General features: G+C 40.4%; 7 protein-coding genes. 5 read left to right on the plus strand and 2 right to left on the minus strand.

Features of this window, described 5'->3' with window-relative positions; genetic code table 11:
• From I2483_RS18770 to I2483_RS18790, 5 genes are all read left to right on the plus strand, one after another.
• Positions 1–503: conserved phage C-terminal domain-containing protein (locus I2483_RS18770; protein WP_207278588.1), on the plus strand; the 503-nt coding region annotated here is incomplete at its 5' end.
• 3 nt (positions 504–506) lie between these two features.
• Positions 507–1,793: a replicative DNA helicase gene (locus I2483_RS18775; protein WP_207278589.1), complete on the plus strand. Its 1,287-nt coding sequence runs from the start codon at positions 507–509 to the stop codon at positions 1,791–1,793.
• Positions 1,794–1,818: 25 nt separating this feature from the next.
• Positions 1,819–2,286 (plus strand): immunoglobulin domain-containing protein, encoded by a 468-nt coding sequence (locus I2483_RS18780; RefSeq protein ID WP_207278590.1) that lies wholly within the window; start codon positions 1,819–1,821, stop codon positions 2,284–2,286.
• 125 nt (positions 2,287–2,411) lie between these two features.
• Positions 2,412–2,915: an LURP-one-related/scramblase family protein gene (locus I2483_RS18785; RefSeq protein WP_207278591.1), complete on the plus strand. Its 504-nt coding sequence runs from the start codon at positions 2,412–2,414 to the stop codon at positions 2,913–2,915.
• 317 nt (positions 2,916–3,232) lie between these two features.
• Positions 3,233–3,454 (plus strand): hypothetical protein, encoded by a 222-nt coding sequence (locus I2483_RS18790; RefSeq protein ID WP_207278592.1) that lies wholly within the window; start codon positions 3,233–3,235, stop codon positions 3,452–3,454.
• A 431-nt stretch (positions 3,455–3,885) separates the two neighbouring features.
• Here the strand turns inward: I2483_RS18790 and I2483_RS18795 are convergent, their stop codons facing one another.
• Both I2483_RS18795 and I2483_RS18800 read right to left on the minus strand, forming a co-directional pair.
• Positions 3,886–6,501, minus strand: a complete 2,616-nt coding sequence (locus I2483_RS18795) for a heavy metal translocating P-type ATPase (protein ID WP_207278593.1) — start codon at positions 6,499–6,501, stop codon at positions 3,886–3,888.
• A gap of 12 nt (positions 6,502–6,513) precedes the next feature.
• Positions 6,514–6,834: an ArsR/SmtB family transcription factor gene (locus I2483_RS18800; RefSeq protein ID WP_186673415.1), complete on the minus strand. Its 321-nt coding sequence runs from the start codon at positions 6,832–6,834 to the stop codon at positions 6,514–6,516.
• Positions 6,835–6,958: the final 124 nt, after the last annotated feature.

Consider the following 6,958-nt stretch of genomic DNA (forward strand, 5'->3'; position numbering starts at 1 on the left):
TGGACAAGACAAAATGGTACCGCATTGATTATACAATTCTGCACTGTCAGGGGGGGCAAGATGCTCCATCGACGACCGCAAAATCTTTCCAAGAGGAAGTGCAAATTGCCCCCTCTACAGAGGGCAAAATGCCCCTAGCAATAACCAAAGAGTATAAGAGTATTAAAAAAGGAACTGTCGAGAACGATCTCGACGTTGTGTCTGTCATTGATTATTTGAATGCTAAAGCGAACAAGCAATTTAAAGCGTCTTCGAAGGTGACTGCACGATTGGTGAAAGGGCGTTTCAGTTATGGATACACAGTGGCGGATTGCAAAAAGGTCATTGACATGAAAGCGAAGGAATGGCTGGAGGATCCACATTGGCAAAAATATTTACGCCCTTCCACGTTATTCAATGCGACGAATTTTGAAAACTATTTGGAAGAATCGAGGGTCAGTGACTTGCCAGAGAGCAGTCCGCCAAAGCCATTCGAATTAGACTTTAGCAAAGGGGAGGCGTAACGGATGGATCGTCATGAGCAGATTGAAAAAAGTGTGTTAGGAACGATGCTCTCGGAGAATTATTTAATCGTTGATAGTGATGTTAAAAAAGATTTTTTCATCAGTCAAATTCACAAAAATATATTTGGGTGCATGCAGGCGTTACTGGCAAAAAAACGTCCCGTCGACTTTGTGACGCTACTGACGATGATGGAGCCCGTGGAACTGGGCGGCGCAAATTACTTGGCTGAACTGGCGCATTTTGCGAGCCCTACGAAGTTTGACCGCTATGTTGACATGATGCGCGAGGCGTGGAAAAACCGTGGAAAAAACAAGATCCTTATACAGGCAAAAGAGGGGGATTGGGAAATTGGGTCGATTCAACAAGCGTTTGAGGAGTTAGAAAAAGAAGGCAGCGCAGGACAGGGTGCGAGCATTAAAATGGATTTGGTACGGATGGGCGAAAGGCCTTATGAAGAAATGCAGCATGTACCTGGCGTGCCGACTGGATTGCATGACGTGGACAAATTGCTGGACGGTTTCCAACCTGCCGAATTGATTGTCATCGCTGCCAGACCGTCGATGGGAAAGACTGATACATTGAACCATTTCGCGCTCCATGCAGGATTAGCGGGGTATAAGCCGATTATTTTTTCGCTAGAGATGAGCAGAACGTCGATGATTGACCGGTTCATCGCGATAACGGGCGGCTATAACCGACTGCGTATGCGAAATCCTTACACGAATTTCACAGACAAGCAAAAATCGAATTGGCTCCCAACCCTCGCTAGATTGGACGAAGCGAATATTCATATTGATGACCGAGCCGGACTGACAGTGTCTCAAATGCGTGCCGCGGCGAGAAAAATGATACATACGGAGCCGAAGCGAAAACCGATTATTTTCGTCGATTATTTGCAAATTATCCGTGGCGACTCCCCGAGCTATAACCGCACTGAAGTCGTAGGGCAAATTAGCAATGATTTAAAGCAAATGGCAAAAGAATTTGACTGTCCCGTCGTTTGTCTATCCCAGCTAAACCGTGGTGTCGAAGTCCGTGATAACAAACGCCCTGTCATGAGCGATTTACGCGACTCGGGCAATATTGAACAAGATGCGGATGTAATTGGCTTTTTATACCGTGACGATTACTACAACAAAGAAACGGACAAGCCGGGCCTGTTAGAAATAAATATATTAAAACATCGCAATGGCCCCATAGGAACAACAACTGTACGTTATGTGAAAGAAACGGGCATTCTCCATAATATCGATTGGTCAGAACAAAAGCATAGGGCGTCTGAAGCGTAGACGAAAGTGAAAGGATGGCGTGAATATGGTATCTGTACAAGAAGTATTTCTGTTGGCGATTGAAATGGACATGGTGCACTTGGCACATCGGATTTTTTGGGCAATTGCCGAGGGGTTAGTAACAGTGGAGGAAGATTCTGATCGACTGGATGCCATCGACTATGACGACGAGGCGATTTCGAAAATGGTTGCACGAAATCAGTTACGTATTGGCAAGATTAAGCTGTACGTTGCCGAAACAACAATGCCAGATCGATTCGCATTTTATTATAGTGAAAATGTTTTGGAAGCCCATGCACTCCACCAGGATATGTTCCGAGAGAAACCAAAAAGATTGACGAATGCCTCCCATTTAATGCCGAAGCTTTTTCATTTCGATGAAACGGATGCTGCGGATATATTATACTTCCACCGCAACAAAGTGGTCGCTTATCCGTATTATTTAGGACATGCCAGGGCGGGGGAGCGGGTGTTGGCGCGGATGCGGGCCTGAGTGTGGTAACAAGACTAAAAATTTAGATTATTATCTATAGTAAAAGTGAAACGTTTTGTCATTCGATACGTATTAGAGATAACGGGTTTAACTGAAAAGGGTCTTTTAGTACGAGGAGGGATTCAATGAGACAGTTGTATATCAAACAAAAGGTATTTAGTCTAAGCGGCAAGTTTTCGGTGAAGGATACAGAAGAGAATGAAGTGTATTTCGTAGAAGGAAGCTTCATGAAAATGCCAAAGACATTTTCGATTATGGATGCGGCTTTACAAGAAGTTGCGATGATCACGAAAAAGACGTTTAGTTTCCTACCGACTTTTTTTGTCGAAGTGCACGGGCAAGAAACGGTAATGATAAAAAAGGAATTTTCTTTTCTGAAAGCACGGTATTCAATTGACGCGGCAGGGATTGAAGTACAGGGGAATTGGTGGGATATGGATTTCGAAGTGTACCAACACGGGGAACTGATTGGGGCTGTCAGCAAGAAGTGGTTCACATGGGGTGATAGCTACCAGTTGGAAATTCTAGAGGATGAAATGGAAACACTTCTCGTGGCGCTCGTTGTGGCAATTGACTATGCAAAAGCAGCCCAGTCTGCTGCTGGTGGGGCGGCTGGAGGAGGGGCGTAACCAAAACCAGTCAAGTGTCATTCCGACAAACCCTCTGAACGTCATGAAGTTTAGTGTAGGGTGCTAGGATCCTATTGAATTATGAGTCAACTGGGAACCTGGGACTCAGCAGAAAGAGATAAACCTTTGAAATATAATATAAAAATCGGTTCATCACATGTTGAGCCATTCAGTTTCGGATCACCAAATTCCGATTTGTCAGCCAAATATAACCTTAACTAGCACCTCAATTCGAGGTGTTTTTTCATGGGAAATAAAATGGTGTTTAACTGTATAATGGTAGGATATAAAATTATTGAATCTAGGTGGTCGATTATATGAAAAAGATTACAATTACATATGAAATTCTTATGTTAATTCTTGTTATCGTTTCATTACTTTTCGCTTTTTTAGAGAACGAACAAATTGTATTGTACGATCGTATTATCTGGATAATATTTGTGATAGATTATACAGTACGATTTTTACGTTCAGAAAACAAATGGGCTTATGTAAAAAAACATCCATTAGAACTTGTTGCAATCAATCGAGAAAGTTGAAAACCTTACTAAAGAAGACATAGAACGCATTCAGCTATTTATCAAAAGGAAAAGTATTGAATAACTTGAATCAGAGCATCCCAAAAAGTTGAGGTACGCTGTATGTCACACAAAGATAACCAATTCACACACCTAAATAAACATATTAGATAAGCAGGCATTAAGTGAAGGGAGCCTGGTTCTTATTGAATTCCGAATTAATTTATACGCTGGTCCTCGGAACTCGATGTTGTAAGGTTCTCTATTTTACGGTTGTCTACTAGTCAATAATATCACCATATCAGCTATTATTTGCACTTCAACTACATAACACAAAAAGCACCCAAAGACTTTAGGTGCTTTTCGACACTATATTATTCTAATTAGCATGTGTGAAGAGAACACACAAGCCAATTTACGTGACATCCATTTCGTCAAAGATAATAAAGTTACTAACCTTTGACCTTTAATAGACGAAGTGAATTTAAAATGACAATCAGTGCGGCTCCAGCGTCACTTAATACAGCAACCCATAGCGTTAGCCAGCCAGGAAAAATTAATAGTAAAGCTACTATTTTTACTATTATAGAGAACCAAATGTTTTGTTTGATAATAGATATTGCTTTTCTACTTAGCTTAATTGTATGTGGCAGTTTATCTAAGTTGTCAGCCATTAATACGATATCTGCAGTCTCCATTGCAGTATCTGTGCCAGCACCGCCCATCGCTATCCCAAGGTTTGCAGTAGCTAGTGCAGGGGCATCGTTTATTCCATCGCCAACCATGGCTACTCGATATCCTTCTTCTTGCAATTGTTTTATTGCATCTACTTTTTCTTCCGGTAATAGTTCAGAGAAATATCGGTTCACGCCAGCTTCGAAAGCGATTGCTTTGGCTGTCCCTTCATTATCACCTGTAAGCATTATAATTTGCTTCACGCCTATTTTTTCTAAATTTGCGATTGCCACTTTAGTTGTTTTTCGAATCGTGTCTGAAACACAAATTATTCCTAAAATGTTTTCAACTGTCCCTATGATGACAATGGTTTTCCCTTCATTTTGCAGGCTTAGAATTTGTTCTAGGTGGTTAGTGATAGGGGTGCCGACCTCTTCAAATAGTTTTAAGTTTCCAGCAAAGTAGGGTACATTACCGATTTTCGCTTGAATTCCTTTTCCCGCACGGTTCTTAAACTGTGCACCGCTCTTCGCGTGAATGCTTTTAGCTTTCGCGTAATTCACTATTGTTTTAGCAATTGGGTGTGTAGAATATTCCTCTAAAGTTCGAGCGATAGATAACATGTTTTCTTCTGAATCATTAAAGACTAGCACATCAGTAACTTTTGGTTTTCCTTCAGTAAGTGTTCCAGTTTTGTCAAAGGCAATGGCATTTATAGAGCCAGCATTCTCTAAGAATGTTCCACCTTTGATAAGAACACCATTTTTAGCAGCATTTCCTAGGGCCGTAACAATTGCGACTGGAGTTGATATAACAAGTGCACAAGGACAGGCAATCACTAACAGCATTAATCCTTTATAAATCCATTCCTCCCAAGTACCAAAGGCAAGTAATGGGGGAATGATTATCACCAAAAGGGCAAGTATGAATACAACAGGTGTATAAACTCGAGCGAACTTATCTATAAAAGCTTCCGTAGGAGCCTTTTTCTCTTGGGCTTCTTCAACTAAATGAATGATTTTTGAAATAGTTGTATCCTCTATTAGTTTTGTCACTTTAACGCTCAGCGATCCGTGTTCATTTATGGAACCGGCATACACGAAACTACCCTTTACTTTATCAACGGGGATGGATTCTCCTGTTATAGCCGCTTGATTGACACTGGATTCGCCTTCTATTACATCCCCATCTAAAGGGATTCTATCTCCGGGCTTCACTACAATCACGTCATTAATTAATACATCTTCAACAGGCTTTTTGATTAATTCGTTTCCAATTTTAACCCAAGCTTCCGGTGGGGTTAACTCCATTAGCCCACGAATCGATTTTCGTGTTTTTTCGATGGCACGATTTTGCAAATTTAGACCTAATGAAAATAGCCAAACAACAGTGGCACCTTCAAGCCACTCGCCTAGAAACGCAGCTCCGATTGCAGCAGCTGACATGAGTACGTTCATATCTAATGAGCGGCTTCTAATTGCATAATAGGCACTTTTTACAGGTTTATATCCGCTTATAATCATTGCAACTGCATACATAGTTATCGTTAGATAAGGTGAAATCCCCGTGTAAGATCCGATGAACCCTAGCGCAATTAATATACCTGAAAAAATGACAGTCCCATTCTGATTACTAGAACGTGTGGAGGAAGGCGTCAGCTTATTGTTAGTGATGAGTGACGCTTTAAATCCAGCTTTAGCTACTTCGTTCATAATTTCTTCTGGGCTATTTTCATGTTCAATTTTCATTTTGCCCGTTGAAAAATTCACCTGGACATGTTTGACAGTAGAAATATTATTTAGGTGGTTTTCAATTGTTAAGGCACAAGATCCACAATCCATGCCTTCAATAAAATAAGTCTTCAGGTTGTTATTAACTTTAATAGGTTCAACTTCAAAACCAAGTTTTTTTATTTGTTTTTGGATGAATTCAAATTCAAGTTCATCAGTCGAACTAACCTGCATTTTTCCTGTACTATAGTTGACGTTCACTTCATTGATATTTTTTTGGCTGATTAAACTTTTTTCGATCGTTACCGCACAGGCTGGACAATCCATTCCATAAACTCGAAATTCCTCTTTTAATCCTTTATTCAATTTCATCGGATGTAGAATTTCTTTTGTATTAGTGCAACAATCGACTGAAACAATCGAAATTTTATCAAGTTCTTTACCGCCGCAGCAAGCCTCTACTTTAGTGTTTTCCTCCATAATCATCGAATTTTTGTTACAACATTCATCTTCGACTACTTTATCTATAGTGTTACTGCTACAACAATTTGTCATATCACCCTGCTTTGTTTCAATTTGAGTTGCTTGGTTGCTACTGCAGCAGGTTGTTTGTTCCACTATTTTTTGGGAGGCTGCTTTGGTCGAACAGCATTTTTCATCCATATTCAGCACTTCCTAACTTATATGATTATCACAACAAGCAACATTGTCTTCAATTTGATTAAGTACATTATCAAATGTGTCTAACAACTCTTTAATTTGCTGATTTCGCAACCCGTAGTAGACGTATTTTCCTTCGGGCCTTCCTACAATGATCCCACAACCTCTAAGACAGGCTAAGTGCTGCGAAATATTTGACTGATTTCCTTCTATACTTTCAACAATTTGTGATACAGTCTTTTCCTCATATTTGATGCATTCTAATATTTGTACCCTTGTTTTATCTCCGAACGCACGTAAAAACTTCACTTTAAGATCTAAATCTGTCTGAATCATGATATCTCTCCTCGTATATTAGTAGTAAGAGCTCTTTCCGATAGAATTTCCAGTTGATCCGGACTGCTGGAGAGTCTGTTGGATTTCCTATAGGAAACGGTTGCCTTTTGGCTTCCTCACCCTG

The sequence above is a fragment of the Sporosarcina sp. E16_3 genome, assembly GCF_017347125.1.
GTDB lineage: Bacteria > Bacillota > Bacilli > Bacillales_A > Planococcaceae > Sporosarcina.

Bases quoted from the DNA above. Each gene is read 5' to 3' on its own strand.
- I2483_RS18775 (WP_207278589.1), top strand. From the start codon at position 507: ATGGATCGTCATGAGCAGATTGAAAAAAGTGTGTTAGGAACGATGCTC.
- I2483_RS18780 (WP_207278590.1), top strand. From the start codon at position 1,819: ATGGTATCTGTACAAGAAGTATTTCTGTTGGCGATTGAAATGGACATG.
- I2483_RS18785 (WP_207278591.1), top strand. From the start codon at position 2,412: ATGAGACAGTTGTATATCAAACAAAAGGTATTTAGTCTAAGCGGCAAG.
- I2483_RS18790 (WP_207278592.1), top strand. From the start codon at position 3,233: ATGAAAAAGATTACAATTACATATGAAATTCTTATGTTAATTCTTGTT.
- I2483_RS18795 (WP_207278593.1), bottom strand. From the start codon at position 6,501: ATGGATGAAAAATGCTGTTCGACCAAAGCAGCCTCCCAAAAAATAGTG.
- I2483_RS18800 (WP_186673415.1), bottom strand. From the start codon at position 6,834: ATGATTCAGACAGATTTAGATCTTAAAGTGAAGTTTTTACGTGCGTTC.